The organism is Parabacteroides massiliensis, from assembly GCF_900155425.1.
GTDB classification, from domain to species: domain Bacteria; phylum Bacteroidota; class Bacteroidia; order Bacteroidales; family Tannerellaceae; genus Parabacteroides; species Parabacteroides massiliensis.
Genome location: NZ_LT700191.1, coordinates 815871 through 840197 on the forward strand (window position 1 = coordinate 815871; position 24327 = coordinate 840197).

35 protein-coding genes are annotated in these 24327 nt (G+C 41.2%); 1 reads left to right on the forward strand and 34 read right to left on the reverse strand.

Annotated features, from left to right (window positions below; genetic code table 11):
• Position 1 precedes the first annotated feature (1 nt).
• A complete protein-coding gene (locus BQ9893_RS14380; protein ID WP_075966655.1) occupies positions 2 to 1588 on the forward strand; it encodes a tetratricopeptide repeat protein in 1587 nt (528 codons plus the stop codon).
• Between the two features lie 388 nt (positions 1589 to 1976).
• Here BQ9893_RS14380 and BQ9893_RS14385 read toward each other — a convergent pair whose 3' ends face one another.
• From BQ9893_RS14385 to rpsL, 34 genes are all read right to left on the reverse strand, one after another.
• Positions 1977 to 5081, reverse strand: a complete 3105-nt coding sequence (locus BQ9893_RS14385; RefSeq protein WP_075966656.1) for a DUF6383 domain-containing protein — start codon at positions 5079 to 5081, stop codon at positions 1977 to 1979.
• A 1076-nt stretch (positions 5082 to 6157) separates the two neighbouring features.
• The gene (rplQ, locus tag BQ9893_RS14390) at positions 6158 to 6646 is read right to left on the reverse strand and encodes a 50S ribosomal protein L17 (protein WP_075966657.1); all 489 of its coding nucleotides are present in this window, start codon (positions 6644 to 6646) and stop codon (positions 6158 to 6160) included.
• Between the two features lie 8 nt (positions 6647 to 6654).
• The gene (locus BQ9893_RS14395) at positions 6655 to 7647 is read right to left on the reverse strand and encodes a DNA-directed RNA polymerase subunit alpha (protein ID WP_005634785.1); all 993 of its coding nucleotides are present in this window, start codon (positions 7645 to 7647) and stop codon (positions 6655 to 6657) included.
• Between the two features lie 12 nt (positions 7648 to 7659).
• Positions 7660 to 8265, reverse strand: a complete 606-nt coding sequence (gene rpsD, locus BQ9893_RS14400) for a 30S ribosomal protein S4 (protein ID WP_075966658.1) — start codon at positions 8263 to 8265, stop codon at positions 7660 to 7662.
• A 123-nt stretch (positions 8266 to 8388) separates the two neighbouring features.
• Positions 8389 to 8778: a 30S ribosomal protein S11 gene (gene rpsK / locus BQ9893_RS14405; protein WP_075966659.1), complete on the reverse strand. Its 390-nt coding sequence runs from the start codon at positions 8776 to 8778 to the stop codon at positions 8389 to 8391.
• Between the two features lie 11 nt (positions 8779 to 8789).
• Entirely contained in the window at positions 8790 to 9170 is a 381-nt protein-coding gene (gene rpsM, locus BQ9893_RS14410; RefSeq protein WP_005634778.1) for a 30S ribosomal protein S13, read from the reverse strand.
• A gap of 35 nt (positions 9171 to 9205) precedes the next feature.
• Complete coding sequence (ykgO, locus tag BQ9893_RS14415) at positions 9206 to 9322, reverse strand: type B 50S ribosomal protein L36 (RefSeq protein ID WP_005645768.1); 117 nt, start codon at positions 9320 to 9322, stop codon at positions 9206 to 9208.
• Positions 9323 to 9337: 15 nt separating this feature from the next.
• Positions 9338 to 9556 carry a translation initiation factor IF-1 gene (infA, locus tag BQ9893_RS14420; protein ID WP_005634776.1) on the reverse strand — a complete coding sequence of 73 codons (219 nt, stop codon included), beginning with the start codon at positions 9554 to 9556 and terminating at the stop codon, positions 9338 to 9340.
• 15 nt (positions 9557 to 9571) lie between these two features.
• Entirely contained in the window at positions 9572 to 10357 is a 786-nt protein-coding gene (gene map, locus BQ9893_RS14425) for a type I methionyl aminopeptidase (RefSeq protein WP_075966660.1), read from the reverse strand.
• A 5-nt stretch (positions 10358 to 10362) separates the two neighbouring features.
• Entirely contained in the window at positions 10363 to 11703 is a 1341-nt protein-coding gene (gene secY / locus BQ9893_RS14430) for a preprotein translocase subunit SecY (RefSeq protein ID WP_075966661.1), read from the reverse strand.
• A gap of 3 nt (positions 11704 to 11706) precedes the next feature.
• Positions 11707 to 12153 (reverse strand): 50S ribosomal protein L15, encoded by a 447-nt coding sequence (gene rplO, locus BQ9893_RS14435; protein ID WP_075966662.1) that lies wholly within the window; start codon positions 12151 to 12153, stop codon positions 11707 to 11709.
• 27 nt (positions 12154 to 12180) lie between these two features.
• Positions 12181 to 12357 (reverse strand): 50S ribosomal protein L30, encoded by a 177-nt coding sequence (gene rpmD, locus BQ9893_RS14440; RefSeq protein ID WP_075966663.1) that lies wholly within the window; start codon positions 12355 to 12357, stop codon positions 12181 to 12183.
• Between the two features lie 19 nt (positions 12358 to 12376).
• A complete protein-coding gene (gene rpsE, locus BQ9893_RS14445) occupies positions 12377 to 12895 on the reverse strand; it encodes a 30S ribosomal protein S5 (RefSeq protein ID WP_075967390.1) in 519 nt (172 codons plus the stop codon).
• Between the two features lie 5 nt (positions 12896 to 12900).
• A complete protein-coding gene (gene rplR / locus BQ9893_RS14450; RefSeq protein WP_075966664.1) occupies positions 12901 to 13245 on the reverse strand; it encodes a 50S ribosomal protein L18 in 345 nt (114 codons plus the stop codon).
• 21 nt (positions 13246 to 13266) lie between these two features.
• The gene (rplF, locus tag BQ9893_RS14455; protein WP_075966665.1) at positions 13267 to 13818 is read right to left on the reverse strand and encodes a 50S ribosomal protein L6; all 552 of its coding nucleotides are present in this window, start codon (positions 13816 to 13818) and stop codon (positions 13267 to 13269) included.
• A 16-nt stretch (positions 13819 to 13834) separates the two neighbouring features.
• Positions 13835 to 14230, reverse strand: a complete 396-nt coding sequence (gene rpsH / locus BQ9893_RS14460; protein ID WP_005634758.1) for a 30S ribosomal protein S8 — start codon at positions 14228 to 14230, stop codon at positions 13835 to 13837.
• 57 nt (positions 14231 to 14287) lie between these two features.
• Positions 14288 to 14557, reverse strand: a complete 270-nt coding sequence (gene rpsN / locus BQ9893_RS14465; RefSeq protein ID WP_005634756.1) for a 30S ribosomal protein S14 — start codon at positions 14555 to 14557, stop codon at positions 14288 to 14290.
• Between the two features lie 6 nt (positions 14558 to 14563).
• The gene (rplE, locus tag BQ9893_RS14470; RefSeq protein WP_005634754.1) at positions 14564 to 15121 is read right to left on the reverse strand and encodes a 50S ribosomal protein L5; all 558 of its coding nucleotides are present in this window, start codon (positions 15119 to 15121) and stop codon (positions 14564 to 14566) included.
• On the reverse strand, positions 15121 to 15441 hold the full coding sequence (gene rplX, locus BQ9893_RS14475; protein ID WP_005634752.1) for a 50S ribosomal protein L24: 321 nt from the start codon (positions 15439 to 15441) through the stop codon (positions 15121 to 15123). The genes rplE and rplX overlap by 1 nt, the downstream gene beginning before the upstream one ends.
• Positions 15442 to 15460: 19 nt before the next feature.
• Entirely contained in the window at positions 15461 to 15826 is a 366-nt protein-coding gene (gene rplN, locus BQ9893_RS14480; RefSeq protein ID WP_046146311.1) for a 50S ribosomal protein L14, read from the reverse strand.
• 1 nt (position 15827) lies between these two features.
• Positions 15828 to 16085 carry a 30S ribosomal protein S17 gene (gene rpsQ / locus BQ9893_RS14485; protein ID WP_005634746.1) on the reverse strand — a complete coding sequence of 86 codons (258 nt, stop codon included), beginning with the start codon at positions 16083 to 16085 and terminating at the stop codon, positions 15828 to 15830.
• 9 nt (positions 16086 to 16094) lie between these two features.
• Positions 16095 to 16292: a 50S ribosomal protein L29 gene (gene rpmC, locus BQ9893_RS14490; RefSeq protein WP_075966666.1), complete on the reverse strand. Its 198-nt coding sequence runs from the start codon at positions 16290 to 16292 to the stop codon at positions 16095 to 16097.
• Between the two features lie 6 nt (positions 16293 to 16298).
• A complete protein-coding gene (gene rplP / locus BQ9893_RS14495) occupies positions 16299 to 16733 on the reverse strand; it encodes a 50S ribosomal protein L16 (protein WP_005634742.1) in 435 nt (144 codons plus the stop codon).
• Positions 16734 to 16753: 20 nt separating this feature from the next.
• Positions 16754 to 17488: a 30S ribosomal protein S3 gene (gene rpsC, locus BQ9893_RS14500; RefSeq protein WP_005634741.1), complete on the reverse strand. Its 735-nt coding sequence runs from the start codon at positions 17486 to 17488 to the stop codon at positions 16754 to 16756.
• Between the two features lie 7 nt (positions 17489 to 17495).
• Positions 17496 to 17906: a 50S ribosomal protein L22 gene (gene rplV, locus BQ9893_RS14505; protein WP_005634739.1), complete on the reverse strand. Its 411-nt coding sequence runs from the start codon at positions 17904 to 17906 to the stop codon at positions 17496 to 17498.
• Between the two features lie 49 nt (positions 17907 to 17955).
• Positions 17956 to 18225, reverse strand: coding sequence for a 30S ribosomal protein S19 (gene rpsS / locus BQ9893_RS14510; protein WP_005634738.1), 270 nt, complete (start codon positions 18223 to 18225; stop codon positions 17956 to 17958).
• A gap of 20 nt (positions 18226 to 18245) precedes the next feature.
• The gene (gene rplB / locus BQ9893_RS14515; RefSeq protein WP_005634735.1) at positions 18246 to 19070 is read right to left on the reverse strand and encodes a 50S ribosomal protein L2; all 825 of its coding nucleotides are present in this window, start codon (positions 19068 to 19070) and stop codon (positions 18246 to 18248) included.
• 8 nt (positions 19071 to 19078) lie between these two features.
• Complete coding sequence (gene rplW, locus BQ9893_RS14520; protein ID WP_075966667.1) at positions 19079 to 19372, reverse strand: 50S ribosomal protein L23; 294 nt, start codon at positions 19370 to 19372, stop codon at positions 19079 to 19081.
• 11 nt (positions 19373 to 19383) lie between these two features.
• Positions 19384 to 20013: a 50S ribosomal protein L4 gene (rplD, locus tag BQ9893_RS14525; RefSeq protein WP_075966668.1), complete on the reverse strand. Its 630-nt coding sequence runs from the start codon at positions 20011 to 20013 to the stop codon at positions 19384 to 19386.
• Positions 20013 to 20630 carry a 50S ribosomal protein L3 gene (rplC, locus tag BQ9893_RS14530; protein ID WP_075966669.1) on the reverse strand — a complete coding sequence of 206 codons (618 nt, stop codon included), beginning with the start codon at positions 20628 to 20630 and terminating at the stop codon, positions 20013 to 20015. The genes rplD and rplC overlap by 1 nt, the downstream gene beginning before the upstream one ends.
• Before the next feature lie 21 nt (positions 20631 to 20651).
• On the reverse strand, positions 20652 to 20957 hold the full coding sequence (gene rpsJ / locus BQ9893_RS14535; RefSeq protein ID WP_005634728.1) for a 30S ribosomal protein S10: 306 nt from the start codon (positions 20955 to 20957) through the stop codon (positions 20652 to 20654).
• A gap of 21 nt (positions 20958 to 20978) precedes the next feature.
• The gene (gene fusA, locus BQ9893_RS14540; protein WP_075966670.1) at positions 20979 to 23108 is read right to left on the reverse strand and encodes an elongation factor G; all 2130 of its coding nucleotides are present in this window, start codon (positions 23106 to 23108) and stop codon (positions 20979 to 20981) included.
• Positions 23109 to 23135: 27 nt separating this feature from the next.
• Positions 23136 to 23612, reverse strand: a complete 477-nt coding sequence (rpsG, locus tag BQ9893_RS14545; protein WP_075966671.1) for a 30S ribosomal protein S7 — start codon at positions 23610 to 23612, stop codon at positions 23136 to 23138.
• Positions 23613 to 23771: 159 nt separating this feature from the next.
• On the reverse strand, positions 23772 to 24182 hold the full coding sequence (gene rpsL / locus BQ9893_RS14550) for a 30S ribosomal protein S12 (RefSeq protein WP_005634721.1): 411 nt from the start codon (positions 24180 to 24182) through the stop codon (positions 23772 to 23774).
• Positions 24183 to 24327: the final 145 nt, after the last annotated feature.

Consider the following 24327-nt stretch of genomic DNA (forward strand, 5'->3'; position numbering starts at 1 on the left):
TATGACACGCAACTTCTATATCTTCATCATCTGCCTGTTGGCCAACATCGCTTATGCAGACAATAATTCCGGCATTGATTTTTACAAGGTCGGTGAACCGGACATCGCCCAAAAGCTGTTCGAAGAACAACTAAACAGTTCTCCTGCCGAAAAGGCGGTAGCACTCTATTATATAGGCGAGATCGCTTTCGATACCGGACGGCCGGCAGAGGCACTCGACTATTACAAACAGGGATGGGAAACCAATCCCGAATATGCCTTCAATAAAGTGGGTGAAGGGAAAATCCTGTTGAAGACAGACAGGCCGGCAGCCGAGAAAGCATTCGCCGCCGCGGTCAAGGTCAACAAGAAAAACGCAGAGACCTATGTTGCCATCGCCTCCGCCTACTCGACCAACGGTATGGAGGCTGAGGCCGCAACCTCCCTTGAAAACGCCCGAAAACTGAATCCGAACGCTCCTGCCATCTTTCTCTACGAAGGCGACCGTTTGTTAGCACAAAACAAGCCGGGAGATGCCGCCGGCAAATACGAACAGGCGATTCATTCCGATCCGGACTGCCGGATCGCCTACATCCGGTATGCCGAAGTTTATCAGGGTGTGACTCCTTTTCTCTCCATCGAAATGCTGCAGAAGGTTTTAGCGAACCATCCGGAGTTCCTGCTCGCCAAGCGCACATTGGGAAATATCTATTCTTTGCAGGGCGCCTATGACAAAGCGGCCGAGGCTTACGCCCAATATATGGCCGGTGGGTTATACTCCGTAACCGACCTGGTCCATTATGCTTCCGCCCTGTTTTTCGACAAACAGCATGGCAAAGCGGCCGAAGTGCTCGTCAAAGGCAAGGCTATGACCCCGGACAATTTCTTGCTGAAACGTCTCAGTTTCTACAATGCTTGCGAGACCGGCAAATATCAGGAGGGACTGGACGAGGCGGTTGCTTTCTTCCAAACCTCGGACGGCAAATTTATCTGGCAGGATTATCTATATTACGGCCGCTTGCTGAACGAAGCCAGGCAGTATGACCAATCTTTAACCGCTTTGCTGCAGGCACAAGCTCTTTGCGACAGCAACGCGCACCCCGAAATATACAAGGATATCGCCAACGTCAGCCTGAAGAACGGAAACGACAATGCGGCAATCGAGGCTTATACAAAATATATCGAACAGATAGGCGAAACAGCAGAGGCTGCTGATTTCTATCAATTAGGAAAATATTACTACGGGGCTGCCGTCAAGGACAGTACGCTCGCTACCGGTTATCTGGCAAAAGCCGACAGTCTCTTCGCCATCGTAAAGGAGCGCGTGCCGTCAAGTCCTTTAGGCCTCCTGTGGCAGGCCCGTACCCATTCGCTACTGGACCCGGAAACGGAGAATGGGCTGGCTAAACCATACTACGAAGCATGTATCCCGATGTTCGAAAAGAATCAGGATAAATACCGGAAGGAACTGGCCGAATGTTACCGCTACCTGGGCTATTATTATTATCTCAGGCAGGAGATGGACTGTTCGAAACTGTACTGGAATAAGCTCCTCGCCATCAACCCCTCCGACCAAATGGCTTTAGAAGCACTGAAAAACATCAAATAGGACCTTTTTCTCTCTCTTCATATTTTTTTTCGCCCTGGCATATCACTTAATCGACCTTTCGGTATGCCGGGGCTTACTTTTATAGTACAACTACGAAGCCCCTATAACCAAACGATTACAGGGGCTTGTTTTTTGTCTGCCTCCGGTCTTCACAGAGGGAAGGGCAGAAGATCTTTTTATAATTTCATTAACTTTAGTATTAATATTCACCGCATGTTCTCCCTCACGGGGTAATTGGACATTTCCAAGCAATCCGGTTACAAGACCGACTAACTATCCGGAAAACACCGCACGATGATATTCTGAATTATTTGATTATAAAATGTCAAATGTCTGTAAGGGCAACTCACGAACCGCCCTTACGACAGACAGTATTGTTTTTAAATTGTTATTTAACGATAGCTTTTACAGCTGCTTCACCTTCAACAGCAACAACTACCACTCCTGTCGGAACTGCGATTGTTACATTGTCAGAAGAGACAACCGTGTTGGCTACCACCTGCCCCAAGATGTTACTTACAACAACTTTCTTGCCTGCAGCACCGGTAATCATCACATTTCCTTCTCCGGCAATAACTTTTACTTCAGATACTGTTACACCCTCATTTGCAGTAGGGGCCGATTGCGATTCGATAAAGAAACGAACTGCATTCTTTTTATCAGCATCCATATAGAAGTAGTTGTTATACTGGCTAACATATTTTTTACCCTGACGAATAACATATTCATCACTGCCATTTCCATCCAGAATAATCTGATATTGGAACTTAGCCAAGTTTCCTTTGATCTTTTTCGGAGCATTATCTTTTTCAGCAACCAATACGGACTTGCCGTCAACCGTAGTACGTAAAGTATCGGAAGAAACCAGTTCACCGGCCTTGAAGATCAGCTTTGCTTCACCACTTGCCTGATTTTCCATATTGAAACGATAGTTCTTACGAGCTGCATAATAATCTGCAGAATCTATAGCATTGTACAGGAAGTTGCCACCTTTAGCAATATAGAACGACGGAATATTACGATCCGAATGAACAGTATCAACCCAGAATGTCAAGTCTTCACCAGCTTCGCTTGCAATAGCCAAACGTGCGTCCTTGTTATCATCCATAGTCATGAAACCACCACGTACCACTTCAATAGAGAGATGTTGCGGAATAGCTTCCAGACTGACGGCCGGAGTTTCTTCCACCATGAAAGTCTTCAGGCTTGTACTGATCTTGGCAGCCAGATCATAATTCTCTTCAGCATCCCAAGCTGCCTCTTCGTCATTTTTCACATCTGCAACCTGTGCATATGTTGTGGTCGCAGTCGTAAGTACACTGCTACCATTCTTAATCAGTGAAACAGAGCCATCAAGGTTATTTTTGATAATGAATTTATCAGCAGTTGCATCTGTCTTTTCGTCCAATTCATAATCAGAAGAGTAAGTCAGGTAATAATCATCGATCTCATCATCAAATGCTTTTATTGCATAAGTATAATAAGCTACAGTATCTCTTGTTGTAGAAGTCAAGATACGGCTATCTTTCAGGTAGATGTATTTATTCAATACGTTAACCGGCTTTTCACTCTTAACCAGCTCAAACTGTGTCATATTGTCTGCATCTACATAAGCGAGGATTTCATCTTTCTGAAGAACACCGTCATCATCTCTCGTTCCACCCACATAGAAAGCTGTTGCAGCATCATTGTTTTTAGCCAATTCAAATTGAACCAGCCCCATACCGTCTGTTCTATTTACGAACGTTGCGAACTTGTCTTCTACAGTATACGGAGTCAGGACGATCTTCGTATTTGCCAAATCAACGGATTTGAACTCTACATCTTCATTTGTTGTCGTAGCATCTACCCATTCAACATTTACGTTAGTTTGAGTTGCAGGATATACTGTATAAATACCTTCTTTGTTTTCATACAAAGAAATTTCGAACGATTTTTGAGTCTGACGATTTGTGAATGTGATCGTCTTATCAGTTTTATCGATTGCAGTTACAACAAACTGATACATCGGGTCTGCTTCGTCATATTCGACAGTTGAAGCCAAGGCAAATGCTGAAGCATTTTCCATGATGGTCAGATACTGTTTGTATTCTGTTTCATTCTCTTTCTTTTCACCGCTTACAAACTGGATCGTATAGATAGAAGGAGCATCTTCTTTCTGCAAGAATGCAGCCAGGTCGTCACCATCCATCAACGTTGAATTGGTAGTTGCAAAACTCAATGCATCTGCAACCGTAGTTGTTACCAAATAGTTTTCTTTCTGATCCGTAACCACACCGATATAGCCATTTTTAGCGTTATGCTTTTCTGTCGGGTTTTTATCGGCAGATACAAACACATGTATATCACTTGCAACAATATTGTAACTTTCCGGAGCTGTCATTGGATCAGGAACTTCAATTGCGAAACATGCATTTCCGACGTAAACTTCATCACCGGAAGAATAGTCATCTGATGTACGAGCACCTGTGAAAAAGTTCATTTCAGAACCTTGAACGGTAGTCAATTCATAGCCTACACCATTAGCACGATCAGCCTTGTTAATGTCATAATTGCCTTTCGGATCGATTGCAAGGAAAGTACATTGATAGAACAACTCTACCATATTCTCTGTAATCTCAACATCTGTTCCATTCAATTCTTCCGGATAAGCTGTTGCAAAATAAACACCGGCGGGGATAGCCATGTCATTTTCCAAGTCAATATCAGACTTTACATAGAAAGCTTTCAAATTAACCTTCGACAAATTATCATTCTTCCAAGAGTACTTATTATCAGCCTTGAAATCCAAGTTAAAACCTTCACCTCCCATTACATCGTTCAGAGCAGCAACTTCATCATCCCCCAATGTCTTTGTTTTAAGTTTACAAAGGATTATTTTACTTCCCGAACTATTAAGAGAAACAGATGCACTAATTTGTAAAGGATTACCCGAACTTACACCCGTATAAAGATACAAATCATCTTTCTGATTGAACTGGGAGTCATGGTTATCTGAAGCATCAACAGCAAAACGAGCAAACTGATCTTTCTCTGCATCATGAGAGCTCTTAGAAGCATCAGTTATAAGTTGATTGGAATCATCAAATGTCAAATACTTTCCTGTTCCAATGTTTTGCAATGAATACAAATATCCATTAGCTTTACCAAGAGCATCTTTCTGAGGAGATTCCAAGAAATTCCATGCAGTCTCTTCTAAATCCAATGACTGATCACTGGCAGTTAAGGTCACCCCTGAGTAAGTCAAAGTCTTACCATCCCCTGAAGCTGTAACTTTCAGCAAAACATCATTTGCTGAAGCCACACCATCATTGTCTACATCTGCAATAACAAAATAAGGACCGCTTTTCCATGTTGCTTTAGCTGCAGGATCAGCCACTGTCTCTAATTCAATTCCATTAACAGTAAGGGGAGTTTGAGCCCAAACACTACCACCCAACGAGCTCACAACTAATAAGCCCGCTGTCAAAAGCGTAGAAATCTTTTTGTTCATAATCTAAAATTTAATATTAATAATACTATAATTGAAATATTCGTCCTATTCTATCTATATATGTACGCGCATTTATAATGTACACGTGTTAACTTTTGTATCTTGATTGCAAAAACGATCGTTTTTTTAGCCATTTTTTTTGCCTCTATTTGAGGTTCGTATCGAAAAGGAGGTTTTTTGTACTTGAATTGCTATCTGATTGATAAGAAAGGATATAGAGATCGGATTTTTTTAGAGAAAAGAGTTGTGGTTTAAAAAAGTATATGTATTTTTGTACTGTAAAAATGACAAATTAAAACGATCGTTTTTTTTAGTCATTTCTCCTCCACTTAAAAGTCAGTACCACAGACATTTATATTCAAAAGCGATGTTATGATAATTCATCAATGCCATTTTCGTTCAAAAATCGGTATTTTTTAGTGAATCCCCTGATGCCAACTGCGTTTCAGATGGGTATCCATACATTTTTGTTCCAATACTCACAAGTCCTTTTTTTGAAGTTTTTCAATTTTTGCTCAAAAACGATCTAAAATGAAGAAAACTGTCCCCTATTTTAAACAAGGGTAATTCTTTCCAACATCCATCTCCACACAGAAACAGACCACAACCTTCAGTACTTCACTAATTATCTCGTCCAAATCCTGGTCATATAAGGAAAAACAGAAGTGGCAAATGCAGACGATTTTCAAGTATCACCGTTCAAGGAATCACAAATATTCCCCTCTCCGGAAGTTAAACTACACGAAACGCCCACTTAATTGCACAATAATTCATTGATAAACAGCAAAATGAATCTTACAATCAAAAGAAAAACAAAAGATAGGGAAATTATAAAAGTAGCAGCGCGTTTGTTACAAAATTATGAAGATACAATATATACGGCTAATGCATATCAGCCTGCAACTATCAGAGGAAGAAAAACAGTAACGAAACAAATGAATCTTTTTATTACTATAGTGCCCATGGGAAAGGAGGATGATTCAGCTTATAGCATATATCCATTTGGGATAAAAATAAAAAAACCCATCTGCGAAAGGCAGATAGGCTTTTTTATTTGTTTGTTGAATATGCTTAAATTATTCAGCAGCTTTTTCCTCTGTAGCAGGAGTCTCTGCAACAGGAGCTTCAGTTTCAGCAGCCGTAGACTTTTTACGAGAACGTCTTGTCTTTGTTGCCTTCTTAGCTGTAGCTGTCTTCAACATGTTTTCGTTGTAATCAACCAGTTCAATGAAGCACATTGCTGCGTTGTCACCCAAACGGTTACCAGTCTTCAAGATACGAGTGTAACCTCCCGGACGATCACCGATCTTCTGAGATACTTCCTTGAACAATTCTGTTACAGCATATTTGTCTTGCAAATTGCTGAATACCACACGTCTTGAGTGAGTTGTATCCTCTTTAGACTTAGTGATAAGCGGCTCTACGAACTTACGGAGCGCTTTAGCTTTAGCTACAGTCGTGAAGATTCTCTTATGTTTGATAAGAGAACATGCCATGTTTGAAAGCATTGCGTCACGGTGAGTGTTCGTACGACCTAAATGATTTATTTTTTTATTGTGTCTCATCGCTATACTTACTCTTTATCTAATTTATATTTAGTGATATCCATACCGAATGAAAGGTTCAGACTCTCAAGCAGTTCATCAAGTTCTGTAAGTGACTTCTTACCAAAGTTACGGAATTTCAACAGGTCATTCTTGTTGAATTTAACCAACTCACCTAATGTTTCAACATCTGCGGCTTTCAAGCAATTCAATGCACGAACGGAAAGATCCATATCCGAGAGTTTGCTCTTCAGCAACTGACGCATGTGAAGCACTTCTTCATCGAATTCCTCATTACCGTCAGTATCAACTGTCTCGATAGCAATCTTTTCATCTGAGAACAACATGAAATGGTGAATCAGAATCTTAGCTGCCTCTTTTAACGCTTCCTTCGGATGAATAGAACCATCAGTGGCTATTTCAAGAACCAACTTTTCGTAGTCCGTCTTTTGCTCAACACGGAAGTTTTCAATCGAATACTTGACGTTGCGAATAGGTGTGTAAATAGAGTCGATTGCAATCACGTGCATGTCTGCATTCGGGTCTCTGTTTTCATCAGCGGGAACATATCCGCGACCTTTGTTAATCGTCAGCTCGATCTGGAAACCTGCGTTCGGATCCAAACGACAAATAACTAACTCAGGATTCAATACTTCGAATCCGGTCAGCTGTTTACCTATATCACCGGCTTTGAACACTTCCGAACCCGAAACAGTAATACTTACTTTTTCATTCTCTATGTCGTCTACAATATGCTTGAACCGTACTTGTTTCAGATTCAAGATAATGTTTGTCACATCCTCGATAACACCGGGGATCGTACCAAATTCATGGTCAACCCCTTCAATCTTAATGGATGTAATAGCAAAACCTTCAAGTGACGACAGGAGAATACGGCGCAGAGCATTACCTATAGTAATACCATAGCCGGGTTCCAACGGACGAAATTCAAACTTTCCGAAGAAATTGTCCGCTTCCAACATTAATACTTTATCGGGTTTTTGAAATGCTAATATCGCCATGGAAATCAATTATTATTTAGAATACAATTCTACGATCAACTGCTCTTTAATGTTTTCAGGAATATCAGCTCTTTCCGGCAGATGCAGTAATTTTCCGCTTAAAGAAGACTGATCCCATTCAATCCAAGGATACTTGCTGTGATTAAATCCAGACAATGCATCGGCAATCACCTCAAGAGATTTAGATTTTTCTCTAACACCAATAACCTGACCGGCTTTTACAGAGTAAGAAGGGATGTTTACAACCTTACCGTCTACCGTAATGTGACGATGAGAGACCAACTGACGGGCTGCAGCGCGTGTCGGAGCGATACCCAAGCGGAATACTACATTGTCCAAACGAGCTTCCAGTAACTGCAACAGTACTTCACCGGTAATACCTTTTGAACGTGACGCTTTTTCAAACAGGTTTCTAAACTGTTTTTCCAATACACCGTATGTATATTTAGCTTTCTGCTTTTCACGAAGCTGGATTCCGTACTCAGAAGTCTTTCTCTTGCGGGCATTTCCGTGCTGTCCGGGAGGATAATTCTTTTTTGAAAGAACTTTATCCGGTCCGAATATTGCCTCACCAAACTTACGGGCAATTCTTGTTTTAGGTCCAGTATATCTTGCCATTTTTTTATTGTTTTAATGTTCTGTTCTGAATCTGGAACCGTGCAGCCGCGACTACAGAGAGGATAAGGTCTATGTGTAATCTATTCACAATTCCGGATTCAATGTTCAAGAAACTATAGTTAATTATACTCTTCTCTTTTTCGGAGGACGACAACCATTGTGAGGAAGCGGAGTAACGTCTATGATCTCTGTTACTTCAATACCTGCACCGTGAATAGTTCTGATAGCAGACTCACGTCCGTTACCCGGTCCCTTTACGAATACTTTTACTTTTCTCAAACCAAGATCGTAAGCTACTTTTGCACAATCCTGAGCTGCCATCTGAGCTGCATACGGAGTGTTCTTTTTAGAACTTCTGAATCCCATCTTACCTGCAGAAGACCAACTGATTACCTGACCTTCGCTATTAGCAAGAGATACAATAATGTTGTTAAAAGAAGAATGAATATGAGCTTGACCGTAAGCGTCAACTTTTACGTTTCTCTTCTTTGCTGCGACTGTTTTCTTTGCCATATCAATTCTTATTATTTAGTAGCTTTTTTCTTATTTGCAACAGTTTTCTTCTTACCCTTACGAGTACGAGCATTATTCTTTGTGCTCTGGCCTCTCAAAGGTAAACCAATACGGTGACGAACACCTCTGTAACATCCGATATCCATCAGACGCTTGATATTCAGCTGAACTTCAGAACGAAGATCACCTTCTACTTTGTATTCAGCGCCAATGACTTCACGTACTTTTGCAGCCTGATCGTCTGTCCAGTCTTTTACTTTGATATCACGATCGATCCCTGCTTTATCTAAAATGGATTTTGAAGCGCTACGACCAATACCGTAAATATAGGTCAAGGCAATTTCTCCTCTTTTATTTTGTGGCAAGTCTACACCAACTATTCTTATAGCCATATTACTTACTTAAATTATTTTGCAAAAATAATAAATTATCCTTGACGTTGTTTATACTTAGGATTTTTCTTGTTAATTACGTATAAGCGTCCCTTTCTTCTAACGATTTTGCATTCGGGAGTACGCTTCTTTAAAGATGCTCTTACTTTCATATCTTGTTATTTTTTTTATTTATATCTAAAAGCAATTCTACCTTTCGATAGATCATACGGAGACATCTCAACTCTTACTTTATCACCGGGAAGTATTTTAATGTAATGCATCCGCATCTTCCCTGAGATATGAGCAGTGATTTCATGTCCGTTCTCTAATTCTACACGAAACATTGCGTTTGACAATGCTTCTACTATAACTCCATCTTGTTCAATTGCTGACTGCTTAGCCATATAAAATTAAATCAATTAAATTGCGTTGTTACCTAAAACTTCTTCTAAAAACTTGAATGAAGACAATATCTGGGGTCCTTCTGGGCGAATTGCTATACAATGCTCGAAATGAGCCGAACACTTCCTGTCTTTCGTACGAACTGTCCAACCGTCTTTCTCAAAAGCGACATTCTTACTACCCATATTGATCATCGGCTCTATGCAGATACACATACCGCTGCGCAACAAGGGACCGCAACCTGGACGCCCGTAATTAGGAACTTCAGGTTCTTCATGCATCTTACGTCCGATACCATGACCGACCAGTTCCCTGACAACAGAGTAACCTTTCGATTCACAATAAGACTGTACGGCATGACTGATGTCTCCGAGACGTTTGCCCTCGATAGCATGCTGGATTCCCAAATAAAGTGATTCTTTCGTTGCCTTCAACAAAGCCTTCACCTTGGGATCAACTTCACCCACACAAAATGTATAAGCCGAGTCTCCGACAAAACCATTCAACACTGTACCACAGTCGACAGATATAACATCTCCCTCTTTCAATATTGTCTTTGAAGAGGGAATACCATGTACAACCTGTTCATTCACAGAAGCACATATGGAATTGGGGAAACCACCATATCCCAAAAACGCCGGAACCGCACCATTATCTCTAATGAATTCTTCGGCTATCTTATCGAGTTGAAGCGTATTGACACCAGGAACAATATGTTTGGCCAATTCACCAAGCGTCTTGCCCACCAGTTGATTCGCCGCACGCATCAACTCAATCTCTTCATCTGTTTTTAAATAGATCATTCTAATTAATAAGCACCAACTGCGCCTGAGCGACCTTTAATTCTTCCTGACTTCAACAAACCGTCATAATGACGCATCAACAAATGACTTTCTACTTGCTGCAGTGTATCCAACACCACACCAACCAGGATCAACAAAGATGTTCCGCCAAAGAACTGGGAGAACGCCATACTAACACCGGCGATCCGGGCAAAAGCTGGCATGATTGCCACTAATGCGAGAAAGAATGCTCCCGGCAAAGTAATACGGTCCATGATGGTATCCAAATAATCCTTGGTACTTTTTCCTGGCTTAACACCAGGAATGAACCCGTTGTTTCTCTTCAGATCATCCGACATCTGAGTAGGATTGATCGTGATAGCTGTATAGAAATATGTAAACAAGATAATCAGTACAGCAAATACGAAGTTGTACCAAAATCCGGTATTGTCCATAAACGCAGCTACCCAACCAGACTGTTCGCCAGTACTCGAGAAACCAACAATTGAAATCGGAATAAACATAATTGCCTGGGCAAAGATGATAGGCATCACGTTTGCAGCATTCACCTTAAGAGGAATGTACTGACGAGCGCCACCATATTGTTTATTCCCGATGATCCGTTTCGCATACTGTACGGGCACCTTGCGAGTACCTTGTACCAACAGGATTGCACCTGCTATAACCAGCAAAAGGAACAACATTTCAAACAAGAACATAACCAGACCACCGGTTTTCTCACTTGTTCTCGAAATAAATTCTTCGAACAAAGAGTGCGGTAGACGGGCTATAATACCAACTAAAATGATAAATGAAATACCATTTCCAACACCTTTATCTGTAATTCTTTCACCAAGCCATAAGATAAACATACTTCCAGCAGCTAAAATAACTGTAGAAGATATTGTAAACCATATACCTGCAGGCAGAGCTGCTCCGGCGGCTTTCAGCTGTACACTTAAGTTAACAAGATAAGTAGGACCCTGGAACAGAAGGATAGCTACAGTCAGATAACGAGTCCACTGGTTGATCTTACGTCGACCACTCTCACCTTCTCTCTGCAATTTCTGGAAAGAAGGGACTGCAATTGCCATCAACTGCATTACAATGGAAGCGGATATATATGGCATAATCCCCAATGCAAAAATCGAAGCATTAGAGAAAGCACCACCAGAGAACATATCCAACAACGCCAGCAATCCGCCTCTTGTCTGTTCCTGTAAAGCGGTCAACGCTTTAGGATCAATACCCGGAAGAACGACGTATGTACCGAAACGGTATATAGCCACCAACAATAGAGTGGTGAGGATCCGATTTCTCAGATCCTCAATCTTCCAAATATTTTTTATTGTTTCAACTGCTCTCATAACTTAGAGTTTAACAACAGTTCCACCTACTGCCTGGATAGCAGCTTCAGCACTCTTAGAGAAAGCGTGAGCTTCTACTTCAAGTTTAACTGTCAAGTTGCCGTTAGCAAGAATTTTAACCAGCTGAGAAGAGGAAATAAAACCAGCTTCAATCAGTTCGTTAATACCAATCTTTGTAAGCTGCAGGGCTTCAGCCATGCCTTGTAATGTAGAAAGATTGATAGCTTTATATTCAACGCGGTTAATATTCTTGAAACCAAATTTAGGTAAGCGTCTCTGTATAGGCATCTGACCTCCCTCGAAACCGATTTTCTGTTTGTAACCAGATCTTGATTTCGCACCTTTATGACCTCTTGTTGAAGTTCCTCCTAATCCTGAACCTGGACCACGGCCGATTCTTTTTCTGGTCTTGGTAGATCCTTCAGCAGGTTTTAAATTTGATAAATTCATATCGTATAATTTATTTTTCAACCGTTATTACTTTACTACTGAAACCAAATGTTTCACTTTCTCAACCATACCCAGAATTGCCGGAGTAGCTTCATGTTCTACAACCCGGTTCATTTTCTTCAGACCCAGTGCATCAAGAGTTCTCTTTTGGTCTTTCGGGCATTTAATTCTACTTTTTGTCTGCTTAACTTTAATAGTTGCCATAACTTATTATCCTCCCTAATTAACCTCTGAATACTTTTTCAACTGCAACACCTCTGTTCTGAGCAACCATCAACGGGCTTCTTAACTCACTTAAAGCGGCAATAGTAGCCTTTACCAAGTTGTGAGGGTTGGAAGATCCTTTTGACTTAGCCAAAACGTCAGTGATACCTACACTTTCCAATACAGCACGCATAGCACCACCAGCCTTAACACCGGTACCATGAGAAGCCGGCTTGATCAGCACCTGAGCGCCACCGAACTTAGCTAACTGTTCGTGAGGAATAGTACCTTTATGAACAGGGACTCTAATCAGATTTTTCTTTGCAGCCTCAACTCCTTTTGCGATAGCTGTCGTTACTTCACCGGCTTTACCCAAGCCCCAACCTACGATACCGTCTTCGTTTCCTACTACAACAATAGCAGCAAAACTGAATGTACGTCCACCTTTGGTTACTTTAGTTACGCGGTTGATTGCAACCAAACGGTCCTTCAACTCTATGTCGTTGGTCGACTTAACTCTATTATTAACTCCTGCCATCTTCATTAAAATTTAAGGCCGCCGTTACGTGCAGCATCAGCTAATTCTTTAATTCTCCCATGATACAGGTAACCGTTACGGTCGAAAACAACAGCCTGTACACCAGCTTCCTGGGCTACCTTAGCGATCTGTTCCCCAACCTTAGCAGCAATCTCCTTTTTCGGAGCTTTAATATCCATCTTCAAAGAAGAGGCTGCAGCCAGAGTCTTACCTGTCGTATCATCTATAACCTGTGCATAGATCTGCTTATTGCTTCTAAACACAGTCAGGCGCGGACGTTCAGGAGTTCCTGATATCTTACCGCGTACACCTGCTTTTATCTTTAATCTTCTTTCTTCCTTCGTTGTCATGATAATTTCAGTTTACGTAGATTACTTACCTGCTGATTTACCAGACTTTCTGCGAATTTCTTCACCCACGAACTTGATGCCTTTACCTTTATACGGTTCCGGCATTCTGAATGAACGAATCTTAGCACAAATCTGTCCCAGTAATTGTTTATCAGCCGATTCAAGGATAATAAGAGGATTTTTATTTCTCTCTGCCTTTGTTTCCACTTTTACTTCTTTAGGCAACAACAGATAGATGTTGTGAGTATAACCTAAAGAAAGATCTAACAGCTGACCTGTATTTGTCACACGGTAACCGACACCAACAAGTTCCAGTTCTTTTTTGTATCCTTCTGAACAACCGATCACCATGTTGTTGATCAGCGAACGATACAGACCGTGCAATGCACGATGGTTCTTTTCGTCTGTCGGACGTGTCAGATGAATGATTCCATCTTCCAAAGTCACGTTAATATCAGGATTCACAACCTGAGTCATTTCGCCTTTGGGACCTTTTACAGTCACTACATTATCCTTAATGGTAACCGTAACACCGGCCGGTACATGAATTGGTAATTTTCCTATTCTTGACATTCTTCTTTCCTCCTAATTAATAAACATAACATAATACTTCACCACCGATCTTCAGATCACGGGCTTCTTTGTCTGTCATCACACCTTTAGAAGTAGAAAGAACGGCAATACCTAAACCATTCAATACTCTCGGCATTTCCTTGTAACCAGTGTACTTACGCAAACCAGGGGTAGAAACTCTTTCCAGTTTCTTGATTGCATTTACTTTGTTTACCAAGTCATACTTCAAGGCAATCTTAATTGTACCCTGAGGACCATCTTCTACAAACTTAAAATTAAGAATGTAACCCTTGTCGAAAAGGATCTTAGTGATCTCTTTCTTTAAATTTGACGCCGGCACTTCAACAACTCTGTGCTTCGCTTTAATTGCATTACGCAATCTTGTCAAATAATCTGCAATAGGATCTGTCATATATAAATGAATTAAATTGATCCGGCCATCCGGACAATATTTAAATTAAAAAAACTCTTACCAACTTGCTTTCTTTACACCCGGGATTAAACCATGAGATGCCATTTCACGCAGTTGAATACGAGAAATACCGAACTGGCGTACATAACCTTTCGGACGACCTGTAATTTTGCAACGATTGTGCAAACGTACAGGAGAAGCATTTTTAGGTAAAGCCTGTAAAGCTTCATAGTCTCCTGCTGCTTTCAATTCTGCTCTTTTAGCAGCATATTTAGCTACGAGCTTTGCTCTTTTCACCTCACGGGCTTTCATTGATTCCTTTGCCATAACTACTTAGTCTTTTTTTGCATTTTTAAAAGGCAACCCAAATTCTCTCAAGAGAGCATACCCTTCTTCGTCTGTTTTCGCAGAGGTCACAAAGGTAATATTCATTCCCAATATTTTGGTAATATTATCGATATTTATTTCAGGGAAAATGATTTGTTCCTGAATTCCGAGGGTATAATTACCTCTTCCGTCCAACTTACTTTCGATCCCCTTGAAGTCACGAATACGGGGAAGAGCTACACGAACGAGTCTTTCCAAGAATTCGTACATCTGTTCACGACGCAATGTCACCATTACACCGATCGGCATTTTCTTACGCAACTTGAAGTTAGAGATATCCTTCTTTGAAACAGTTGCAACAGCCTTCTGGCCTGTAATTGCAGACAATTCACTAATGGCGATATCGATAATCTTCTTATCTGCAGCAGCCATACCCAAACCTTGATTGATAACAATCTTTTTCAGTACGGGAACCTGCATTACGGTTTTATAACCGAACTCTTTCGTCAAAGCAGGAACAATTCTGTCCTGATATTCTTTCTTAAGACTGGCAGTATTGCTCATTACTTAATTTCCTCCCCTGATTTTTTAGAATAACGCACTAAAGCACCTTTTTCGTCTAACTTCCGACCGATACGTGTCGGTTTACCGGATTTCGGATCAACAACGTTCAGGTTAGAAATATGAATAGGAGCTTCCTTCTTTTCAATACCTCCTTGAGGATTCTTTGCATTAGGCTTGGTATGCTTTGATACCATATTAATACCTTCTACAATGGCACGGTTGTCTTTTACAAGAACTTCTAAAACACGACCTGTCTTACCCTTGTCTTCGCCGGCATTAACAAAAACTATATCGCCTTTTTTGATATGTAATTTGCTCATTACTTTAAGTTTTACAAAATTAAAGCACTTCAGGTGCAAGTGAAACAATTTTCATGTTTGTTGCACGAAGTTCTCTGGCAACCGGACCAAAGATACGGCTTCCACGAATATCACCACCGGCATTCAATAATACACAAGCGTTATCATCAAAACGGATGTATGAACCATCCTGGCGGCGAATCTCTTTTTTAGTGCGAACAATGATAGCCTTAGAAACAGCACCCTTCTTCACATCACTCGACGGGATTACACTCTTGATTGCTACTACGATTACATCCCCGACAGTGGCGTAACGTTTTCTTGTACCGCCCAAAACGCGAATACACAACGCTTCTTTTGCACCACTGTTATCTGCTACTACTAGTCTTGATTCTTGTTGTATCATGTTACTTAGCCCTTTCGATTATTTGAACTAATCTCCATCTTTTTGTTTTGCTCAAAGGACGAGTTTCCATAATCTTTACGGTATCACCGATACCGCATTCATTCTTTTCGTCATGAGCATGATATTTCTTCGTCTTATTAACGAACTTTCCATAAATGGGGTGTTTTTCCTTCCATTTAATAGCAACAGTGATGCTTTTATCCATCTTGTTGCTGGTAACCACGCCCGTTCTTTCTTTTCTTAAATTTCTAGTTTCCATCAGGCTCAATTATTTGTTGTTAAGTTCTCTCTGGCGCAATTCTGTTTTCATGCGCGCAATCATCCTGCGTTGTTGTTTAATCTGAGCAGGGTTTTCACTCGGAGAAATGCTGTGGTTGATCACTTTCTGATCGTAAGCAGTCACTTCAGCATCAATTCTTTCTACTAACTCCTTCGTGCTTAATTCTCTAATTTCTGCAATCTTCATAACAAATTACGCATTTTGATTAGCCATATCATAATCACGTCTCACAACAAACTTTGTTGTTACCGGAAGCTTTTGTGCAGCCAAGCGCAAAGCCTCTTTAGCAATATCAAAAGGAACCCCTTCTATTTCGAAAATCAAACGACCTGGAGTAACAGGCGCAACAAACCCTTCGGGATTACCTTTACCTTTACCCATACGTACTTCAGCAGGCTTCTTTGTGATTGGTTTGTCCGGGAAAATACGGACCCAAACCTGCCCCTGACGTTGCATATAACGAGTTACCGCGATACGAGCAGCTTCGATCTGACGACCGGTAATCCATTTATTTTCTAACGCTTTTATACCAAACGAACCGAATGCCAGCTGGTTGCCACGTTGAGCTTCGCCCTTCATGCGACCTTTCTGCTGTCTTCTGAACTTGGTTTTCTTTGGTTGTAACATCTCTTCTTAAATTCTAACGTTTAACGATTAGCTTTCTTTCTCTTGAAGTTTTTATCTCTGCTGCCGCCGGCATTCTCATTTCTGCGACCTGAATCTTTAGAAGCAGCGAATGAAGGAGCAAGATCTCTCTTACCATAAACTTCACCACGACAGATCCAAACCTTAACACCGATCAAACCAACCTTCGTCAACGCTTCAGCCAAAGCATAATCAATATCTGCTCTGAATGTGTGTAACGGAGTTCTTCCTTCTTTATACATTTCTGAACGAGCCATTTCAGCACCATTCAAACGACCAGAGACTTGCACTTTAATACCTTCGGCACCCATTCTCATGGTAGAGGCGATAGCCATCTTGATAGCACGACGGTAAGCAATTTTTCCTTCAAGCTGACGAGCAATATTGTTTGCAACGATAACAGCGTCCAATTCGGGTCTTTTTACCTCAAAGATGTTAATCTGAACTTCTTTGTCGGTAATTTTCTTCAACTCTTCTTTCAACTTATCAACTTCCTGACCACCTTTACCGATGATGATACCCGGACGCGATGTGCAAACTGTGATTGTAATCAACTTCAACGTACGTTCGATAACGACGCGAGATACACTAGCCTTAGCAAGACGAGCATTCAAATATTTACGGATTTTGCTATCTTCCAGCAAAGTATCTCCGTATTTTTTGCCGCCATACCAATTGGAATCCCAACCACGGATGATTCCCAAACGATTACTAACCGGATTAACTTTTTGTCCCATCTACAAATTAATTTTGACTATCGTTTTTACTAAGTGTATCAACAAACAGAGTTACATGGTTCGAACGTTTACGAATTCTGTATCCTCTTCCCTGAGGAGCCGGACGCATTCTCTTCAATGTAGTAGCGCAATCTACGCTGATTGAAGATACGCACAACTCTCCAGCTTCTGCTTTACGTTCATTTTTCTGTTCCCAATTGGCAATAGCTGAACGAAGCAATTTTTCTACTCTTGCTGCAGCTTCCTTGTTAGAAAACTTCAAAACACCAAGTGCACGGAATACTTCCATTCCGCGGATCATGTCTACAACGAGACGCATCTTGCGGGGAGAAGTCGGCACGTTTCGCAATTTTGCGAAGTACATGGTCTTCTGAGCTTCTTTTCTTGCTTCAGCTGATATTCTTTTTCTAGCACCCATTTTATTGATTCTTTTTATTTTCAGATTCCTGAATTCCTGTTACTACCGATTATTTTTTCTTGTTACCGGCATGACCACGGAACGTACGAGTAGGAGAAAACTCTCCCAGTTTATGACCTACCATGTTCTCGGTTACAAAAACAGGAATAAATTTATTTCCATTGTGAACTGCAATAGTATGGCCTACAAAGTCAGGCGAAATCATTGAAGCTCTTGCCCATGTCTTAACGACAGCCTTCTTTCCCGACTCATTCATAGCCAAGACTTTCTTTTCAAGCTTTACATTAATATACGGGCCTTTTTTTAGCGAACGACTCATAGTTTACTTAATTAATCAGATTATTTCTTTCTTCTTTCAATAATATATTTTGAAGAATGCTTCTTCGGAGCTCTTGTCTTCAAGCCCTTAGCATATAAGCCATTGCGAGATCTAGGATGACCTCCGGAAGCACGACCTTCACCACCACCCATTGGGTGATCAACCGGGTTCATTACAACACCACGGTTGTGAGGACGACGACCTAACCATCTAGAGCGACCGGCTTTACCTGATTTTTCAAGACCATGGTCTGAATTACCTACACTACCTACTGTAGCCTTACAAGCAGCAAGAATCTTTCTGGTTTCGCCAGAAGGCATCTTAATAATTGCATAATCGCCTTCTTTCGAAGTCAACTGAGCAAAAGCACCGGCAGAACGTACTAATTTAGCACCTTGTCCCGGACGAAGCTCAATATTGTGAATAATAGTACCAACGGGAATATTTGCCATCGGCAAAGTATTACCTACCTCAGGAGCGGCTTCGCTACCTGAAACCACTGTCTGGCCAACTTCCAATCCATTCGGAGCGATGATATAACTCTTAGCTCCGTCTGCGTAATACAACAGTGCAATACGAGATGTACGGTTAGGATCATACTCGATAGACTTGACTGTTGCAGGAATGCCATCTTTGTTTCTCTTGAAATCGATAAATCTGTACTTTTGTTTGTGACCGCCACCAAGATAACGCATTGTCATCTTACCAGTGTTATTACGACCACCTGTACTCTTCTTACCTACTACAAGAGACTTTTCTGGTGTACTTGCAGTGATTTTATCAAATGCACCAATAACTTTGTGTCTCTGCCCCGGTGTTGTGGGCTTTAATTTACGTATTCCCATTTCTTTTTTTAGATATTACTAAAGAAATCAATTGTTTCTCCTTCTTTCAACGTTACGATAGCCTTCTTAAAAGCTGATTGTTTGCCATTGATAATACCGGATTTGGTATAACGACTTTTCTGTTTTCCAGAGTAGTTGATGGTGTTAACATCAACTACTGTAACATTATACATGTCTTCAACGGCTTTTTTAATCTCTAACTTGTTGGCATCAGGAGAAACACGAAAACCATAGCGATTGTCCATTTTTTCTGTAATCGCTGTTTGCTTCTCAGTTACTATAGGCTTAATAATAATTCCCATTTTTCTACTCCTTATGCGTTAAACAGTTTTTCAATGACAGCAACAGAACTTTCAGTCAATACCACATTTGCAGCATTTAACACTCCATATGTATTTAGTTCATAAGCTGTTATAACATTTGCCTTCTCTAAATTTCTGGCCGACAAATATACGAAATTATTTTTCTCAGATAAAACCAAAAGTAACTTTCCGTCAGCCACTTTCAGATTCTTAGCAATTGTTACAAATTCTTTAGTTTTAGGAGCTTCCAAAGTGAAATCTTCTACTACTACGATTGCATTATTCTTTGCCTTATAAGTCAAAGCAGACTTACGAGCCAAGCTTTTTACTTTCTTGTTCAATTTGAACTCATAATCTCTCGGTCTCGGACCGAATACACGGCCACCACCAACCAATACCGGAGAATTGATGTCACCACGACGAGCTCCACCACCACCCTTCTGGCGGATCAATTTACGAGTACTACCAGAAACTTCACTTCTTTCTTTTGATTTGTGAGTTCCTTGACGTTGATTTGCCAAATACTGTTTTACATCCAAGTAAATAGCATGATCATTGGGTTCAATGCCAAAGATAGCATCGTTCAATGTTACCTTTCTTCCGGTATCTTCACCTTTAATATTTAATACGCTCAGTTCCATTACTTTTCAATTAATAAGATTGAACCTTTTGCTCCTGGAACAGATCCTTTAACCAATAAAAGATTGTGTTCCGGCATCACCTTGATCACTTGCAGGTTCTGAACAGTTACACGTTCATTACCCATTTGGCCGGCCATACGCATACCTTTGAATACCTTTGCAGGATAAGAACAGGCACCGATACCACCGGGAGCACGCAAACGGTTATGCTGACCGTGAGTAGTCTGACCTACACCACCGAAACCATGACGTTTTACTACACCCTGGAAACCTTTACCTTTTGATGTACCAACTACATCAACGAAACCTGCATTTTCCAAATAATCTACAGTGATTACATCACCGAGCTTATATTCGGTTTCAAAATTTTTGAACTCGGCCAAGTATCTCTTGGGAGTCACACCTGCTTTTTTAAAGTGGCCCATTTCCGGCTGTGTTGTGTGTTTCTCTTTTTTATCTTCAAAACCCAACTGTACAGCTTCATAGCCATCTTTTTCCAAAGTCTTAATCTGTGTAACTACACAAGGACCCACTTCGATAACAGTGCATGGAAGATTTTTTCCCTCGGCACTGAAAACGGATGTCATTCCGATTTTTTTCCCTAATAATCCTGGCATTTCACTAATTTGTTAATAAACTTACACTTTAATTTCTACTTCAACACCACTGGGCAATTCCAGCTTCATCAGTGCATCAACTGTTTTTGCAGTTGAGCTGTAGATGTCAATCAATCTCTTATAAGAAGAGAGTTCGAACTGTTCACGAGACTTTTTGTTAACGAAAGTCGAGCGGTTCACAGTAAAAATACGCTTGTGCGTAGGCAGAGGTATCGGGCCGCTAACAACTGCACCGGTAGCCTTAACCGTCTTCACGATCTTCTCGGCAGACTTGTCTACCAGAGAATAATCGTAAGACTTTAATTTAATTCTGATCTTTTGGCTCATATTTATATATATGTTTCTAAATTATTTGATCAAATCAGCACGACCTTGTACTTCTGTCAATACCTGCTTAGCAATAGAAGAAGATACTTGAGCATAGTGCGAGAACTGCATTGAAGAAGTTGCACGACCTGAAGTGATGGTACGTAAAGCAGTCACATAACCGAAAGTTTCAGCCAAAGGAACTTTTGCTTTTACGATACGAGCACCTGTACGGCTTGTTTCCATACCTTCAATCTGTCCACGACGTTTATTCAAGTCGCCGATTACATCACCCATACTTTCTTCCGGAGTAACAACTTCCATCTGCATAATCGGTTCCATCAAAGCAGGACCTGCCTTTTCAGAAGCGTTCTTGAATGCCTGGATTGCTGCAATTTCGAAAGACAACTGGTCTGAGTCAACCGGGTGGAAAGAACCATCGATCAAAGTAACTTTCAGTTGATCCAACGGATACCCTGCCAATACACCGTTCTTCATAGCCTTTTCGAAACCTTTCTGAACAGACGGGATAAATTCCTTCGGAACGTTACCACCTTTCACTTCATCGATAAACTGCAAAGTTCCATCGAAACCTTCGTCAGCCGGTTCGATACGAACGATGATATCCGCAAACTTACCACGACCACCAGATTGTTTCTTGTAAACTTCACGAAGTTCAACTGGTTTGGTAATAGCTTCTTTGTAAGTAACCTGAGGTTTACCCTGATTACATTCAACCTTGAATTCACGTTTCAAACGGTCGATAATGATATCCAAGTGAAGCTCACCCATACCACTGATAACAGTCTGCCCTGTTTCTTCATTAGATTGTACACGGAACGTCGGGTCTTCTTCAGCCAACTTAGCCAATCCCATACCCAGTTTATCCAAATCTTTCTGAGTCTTAGGCTCTACTGCGATACCGATAACCGGTTCCGGGAATTCCATAGACTCCAACGTAATCGGGTTGTTTTCATCGCAAAGCGTATCACCTGTACGAATATCCTTGAAACCTACACCGGCACCGATATCTCCACACCCGATTGATTCCATCGGATTCTGCTTGTTTGAATGCATCTGGAACAGACGAGAGATACGTTCTTTCTTACCGGAACGTGTATTCAAGACATAAGAACCGGCATCCATCTTACCGGAATAGACACGGAAGAAGCACAGACGTCCAACATACGGGTCTGTAGCGATCTTAAATGCCAAAGCAGTCAAAGGTTCTTCAAAGAGAGGCTTACGAACAACCACCTTGTCCGGATCTCTCGGATCCGTACCTTCGATAGCTGCCGTATCTTCCGGACTAGGCAGATATGCACAAACGGCATCCAGCAAAGTCTGAACTCCTTTATTCTTGAAAGAAGAGCCGCAAATCATCGGATTGATCTGCATAGCTAACGTACCCTTGCGAATAGCGACTCTGATTTCTTCTTCTGTGATAGTCGAAGGATCGTCAAAATACTTTTCCATCAAGGCATCGTCGCATTCAGCCAGGACTTCGAGCATTTTATCTCTCCATTCTTCGGCTTCAGCCTGCAAATCGGCCGGAATATCCTCGACCGAATATTCAGCGCCCATCGTTTCGTCGTGCCAGAAAATAGCCTTCATCTTCACCAGGTCTACAACCCCTTTGAATGTTTCTTCCGCACCGATAGGAATCTGGATCGGACAAGGATTAGCACCCAGTACATCCTTTACCTGACGAACAACTTCGAAGAAGTTTGCGCCGGAACGGTCCATTTTGTTTACATAACCAATTCTGGGTACATTATATTTATCAGCTTGACGCCATACTGTTTCAGACTGCGGTTCAACACCACCTACAGCACAGAAAGCAGCAACAGCACCATCCAGGATACGCAAAGAACGTTCAACCTCTACAGTAAAGTCCACGTGCCCCGGAGTGTCGATCAAGTTAATTTTATATTTATCATTGTTGTATTTCCAGAAAGTAGTAGTTGCAGCGGAAGTAATCGTGATACCACGTTCCTGTTCCTGCTCCATCCAGTCCATTGTTGCAGCACCGTCGTGGACTTCACCGATTTTGTGAGTCAGACCCGTGTAGAAAAGAATACGCTCGGAAGTCGTAGTCTTTCCTGCATCGATGTGCGCCATGATACCGATGTTTCTGGTATACTTTAATTGTTCGTCAGCTTTTGTTGCCATCTTTATTGTCTACTAAAAATTGATAAATTAAAATCTGAAGTGAGCGAAAGCACGGTTAGCTTCAGCCATACGGTGCATATCTTCTTTTCTCTTAAATGCTCCACCTTGGTTGTTGAAAGCATCTACAATCTCTGCAGACAACTTATCAGCCATAGTCTTACCACCACGTTTACGAGCGAAGATGATAAGATTCTTCATTGAAATTGATTCTTTACGGTCGGGGCGAATTTCAGTAGGGACCTGGAAAGTAGCACCACCTACACGGCGGGATTTCACTTCGACTTGAGGAGTAATATTGTCGAGTGCAGCTTTCCAAATTTCGAGAGCGGACTTTTCTTCGTTAGGCAATTTGGCCTTAACTGTTTCCAAAGCGGAATAGAAAATTTCGAAGGCAGTATTTTTCTTGCCATCATACATCAAATGGTTAACGAATCTCGTAACCTTAACATCACCGAAAACAGGATCCGGGAGGATCTGTCTTTTCTTTGGTTTTGCTTTTCTCATTTTGTTTTCAAAAAAATTTCGTTCTTGTTCTTGGTTGCCTTTAATACGTCTTCAACGGTTCCGCCGAACCATTTACTCAACCTTATAGCCTATCCAAATAACTCAAACCAGCTTTAATACTTTTAATTTAAATTCTCAGTTTGAAGGGGATGTAACTAATTACTTCTTCTTTCCTTTAGCTGCAGCTGCTGCCTGTCCCGGTTTCGGACGTTTAGCGCCGTATTTGGAACGTCTCTGAGTACGTCCGTTTACGCCAGCTGTATCCAAGGTTCCACGTACAATGTGATAACGTACACCAGGAAGATCCTTTACACGGCCACCACGAACCAATACGATCGAGTGCTCCTGCAAGTTATGTCCTTCTCCCGGAATGTAAGAGTTTACTTCTTTTCCATTTGTCAAACGAACTCTCGCTACTTTACGCATTGCAGAGTTAGGTTTCTTCGGAGTAGTAGTGTAAACACGCACGCAAACGCCACGTCTCTGCGGACATGAATCCAATGCAGGTGATTTACCCTTTTCCACCAAAGTTTCCCTTCCTTTTCTAACTAATTGCTGAATTGTAGGCATTTCTTTTCTTTTTTAAACTTTGAATGTGTTATTATTATAATTATCTATTTCTTTATTTTGAGCTGCAAAGGTACACATTATTTTCGGACTATCAACAAGTTGCGCCTTCTTTTTCGTACACTCCACGCTAAAACGCTGCAAAGGT

Coding starts and splice junctions, on each gene's coding strand:
- BQ9893_RS14395 (WP_005634785.1), bottom strand. CDS start 7,647: ATGGCGATATTAGCATTTCAAAAACCCGATAAAGTATTAATGTTGGAA.
- rplR (WP_075966664.1), bottom strand. CDS start 13,245: ATGACAACGAAGGAAGAAAGAAGATTAAAGATAAAAGCAGGTGTACGC.
- fusA (WP_075966670.1), bottom strand. CDS start 23,108: ATGGCAACAAAAGCTGACGAACAATTAAAGTATACCAGAAACATCGGT.
- rpsD (WP_075966658.1), bottom strand. CDS start 8,265: ATGGCAAGATATACTGGACCTAAAACAAGAATTGCCCGTAAGTTTGGT.
- rplE (WP_005634754.1), bottom strand. CDS start 15,121: ATGAGCAATACTGCCAGTCTTAAGAAAGAATATCAGGACAGAATTGTT.
- rplF (WP_075966665.1), bottom strand. CDS start 13,818: ATGTCAAGAATAGGAAAATTACCAATTCATGTACCGGCCGGTGTTACG.
- BQ9893_RS14385 (WP_075966656.1), bottom strand. CDS start 5,081: ATGAACAAAAAGATTTCTACGCTTTTGACAGCGGGCTTATTAGTTGTG.
- rpsE (WP_075967390.1), bottom strand. CDS start 12,895: ATGGCAGGAGTTAATAATAGAGTTAAGTCGACCAACGACATAGAGTTG.
- rpsS (WP_005634738.1), bottom strand. CDS start 18,225: ATGAGTCGTTCGCTAAAAAAAGGCCCGTATATTAATGTAAAGCTTGAA.
- ykgO (WP_005645768.1), bottom strand. CDS start 9,322: ATGAAAGTAAGAGCATCTTTAAAGAAGCGTACTCCCGAATGCAAAATC.
- rplX (WP_005634752.1), bottom strand. CDS start 15,441: ATGAGCAAATTACATATCAAAAAAGGCGATATAGTTTTTGTTAATGCC.
- rplC (WP_075966669.1), bottom strand. CDS start 20,630: ATGCCAGGATTATTAGGGAAAAAAATCGGAATGACATCCGTTTTCAGT.
- rpsK (WP_075966659.1), bottom strand. CDS start 8,778: ATGGCAAAGAAAACAGTCGCAGCAAAGAAGAGAAACGTAAAAGTTGAC.
- rpsG (WP_075966671.1), bottom strand. CDS start 23,612: ATGAGAAAAGCAAAACCAAAGAAAAGACAGATCCTCCCGGATCCTGTT.
- rplV (WP_005634739.1), bottom strand. CDS start 17,906: ATGGGTGCTAGAAAAAGAATATCAGCTGAAGCAAGAAAAGAAGCTCAG.
- rpsH (WP_005634758.1), bottom strand. CDS start 14,230: ATGACAGATCCTATTGCAGATTATTTGACAAGATTGCGTAATGCAATT.
- rpsL (WP_005634721.1), bottom strand. CDS start 24,182: ATGCCTACAATTCAGCAATTAGTTAGAAAAGGAAGGGAAACTTTGGTG.
- rplW (WP_075966667.1), bottom strand. CDS start 19,372: ATGGGAATTATTATTAAGCCTATAGTAACTGAGAAGCAAACAGCGATT.
- rplD (WP_075966668.1), bottom strand. CDS start 20,013: ATGGAACTGAGCGTATTAAATATTAAAGGTGAAGATACCGGAAGAAAG.
- infA (WP_005634776.1), bottom strand. CDS start 9,556: ATGGCTAAGCAGTCAGCAATTGAACAAGATGGAGTTATAGTAGAAGCA.
- rplP (WP_005634742.1), bottom strand. CDS start 16,733: ATGTTACAACCAAAGAAAACCAAGTTCAGAAGACAGCAGAAAGGTCGC.
- secY (WP_075966661.1), bottom strand. CDS start 11,703: ATGAGAGCAGTTGAAACAATAAAAAATATTTGGAAGATTGAGGATCTG.
- rpmC (WP_075966666.1), bottom strand. CDS start 16,292: ATGAAGATTGCAGAAATTAGAGAATTAAGCACGAAGGAGTTAGTAGAA.
- BQ9893_RS14380 (WP_075966655.1), top strand. CDS start 2: ATGACACGCAACTTCTATATCTTCATCATCTGCCTGTTGGCCAACATC.
- rplO (WP_075966662.1), bottom strand. CDS start 12,153: ATGAATTTATCAAATTTAAAACCTGCTGAAGGATCTACCAAGACCAGA.
- map (WP_075966660.1), bottom strand. CDS start 10,357: ATGATCTATTTAAAAACAGATGAAGAGATTGAGTTGATGCGTGCGGCG.
- rpsN (WP_005634756.1), bottom strand. CDS start 14,557: ATGGCAAAGGAATCAATGAAAGCCCGTGAGGTGAAAAGAGCAAAGCTC.
- rplB (WP_005634735.1), bottom strand. CDS start 19,070: ATGGGAATACGTAAATTAAAGCCCACAACACCGGGGCAGAGACACAAA.
- rpsC (WP_005634741.1), bottom strand. CDS start 17,488: ATGGGACAAAAAGTTAATCCGGTTAGTAATCGTTTGGGAATCATCCGT.
- rpsQ (WP_005634746.1), bottom strand. CDS start 16,085: ATGGAAACTAGAAATTTAAGAAAAGAAAGAACGGGCGTGGTTACCAGC.
- rpsJ (WP_005634728.1), bottom strand. CDS start 20,957: ATGAGCCAAAAGATCAGAATTAAATTAAAGTCTTACGATTATTCTCTG.
- rplQ (WP_075966657.1), bottom strand. CDS start 6,646: ATGAGACACAATAAAAAAATAAATCATTTAGGTCGTACGAACACTCAC.
- rplN (WP_046146311.1), bottom strand. CDS start 15,826: ATGATACAACAAGAATCAAGACTAGTAGTAGCAGATAACAGTGGTGCA.
- rpsM (WP_005634778.1), bottom strand. CDS start 9,170: ATGGCTATAAGAATAGTTGGTGTAGACTTGCCACAAAATAAAAGAGGA.
- rpmD (WP_075966663.1), bottom strand. CDS start 12,357: ATGGCAACTATTAAAGTTAAGCAGACAAAAAGTAGAATTAAATGCCCG.